Origin of the sequence: Mesorhizobium sp. M7A.F.Ca.US.002.01.1.1 (genome assembly GCF_004022955.1) — a bacterium.
Taxonomy (GTDB): domain Bacteria; phylum Pseudomonadota; class Alphaproteobacteria; order Rhizobiales; family Rhizobiaceae; genus Mesorhizobium; species Mesorhizobium ciceri.
Genome location: NZ_RZQE01001062.1, coordinates 1 through 446 on the forward strand (window position 1 = coordinate 1; position 446 = coordinate 446).

Consider the following 446-nt stretch of genomic DNA (forward strand, 5'->3'; position numbering starts at 1 on the left):
GGCCAGCGTGCGGCCATGTTCGACGACGGCGACGCTGACGCACCAGGTGCGCTGGCCTTCCAGGAAACCGCGCGTGCCGTCGATCGGGTCGACGACGAAGGTGCGGCGTGCCGAAAGCCGGACCGGATCGTCAACTGTCTCTTCCGACAGCCAGCCATAATCCGGCCGCGCCGCCAGCAATGTTTCGCGCAGATAGGCGTCGGCCGCGTGGTCGGCCTCGCTGACCGGTGATGTGCCGCCCTTCATCCAGACTTGCGGGCTGTTGCCGAAGTAGCGCATGGCGATCACCCCCGCCTCGCGGGCGGCATCGCGCAGCAGCGGCAAGTCTTCGGTGGCTCCGGCAGTGGTCAGGTCATGCTCCGGCAAGGGTCATGCCTTCGATCAGGAGCGTCGGCGCCGCGGTGCCGAAATTGCGGTCGAGGTCATCGGCCGGCACCATGTTGAGG

1 protein-coding gene is annotated in these 446 nt (G+C 67.7%); it reads right to left on the minus strand.

All coding sequences use genetic code 11. From position 1 onward, the window contains the following. A partial coding sequence (locus EN932_RS37705; protein ID WP_281061587.1) for an inositol monophosphatase family protein occupies positions 1-366 on the minus strand: 366 nt, incomplete at its 3' end. Positions 367-446 lie beyond the last annotated feature (80 nt).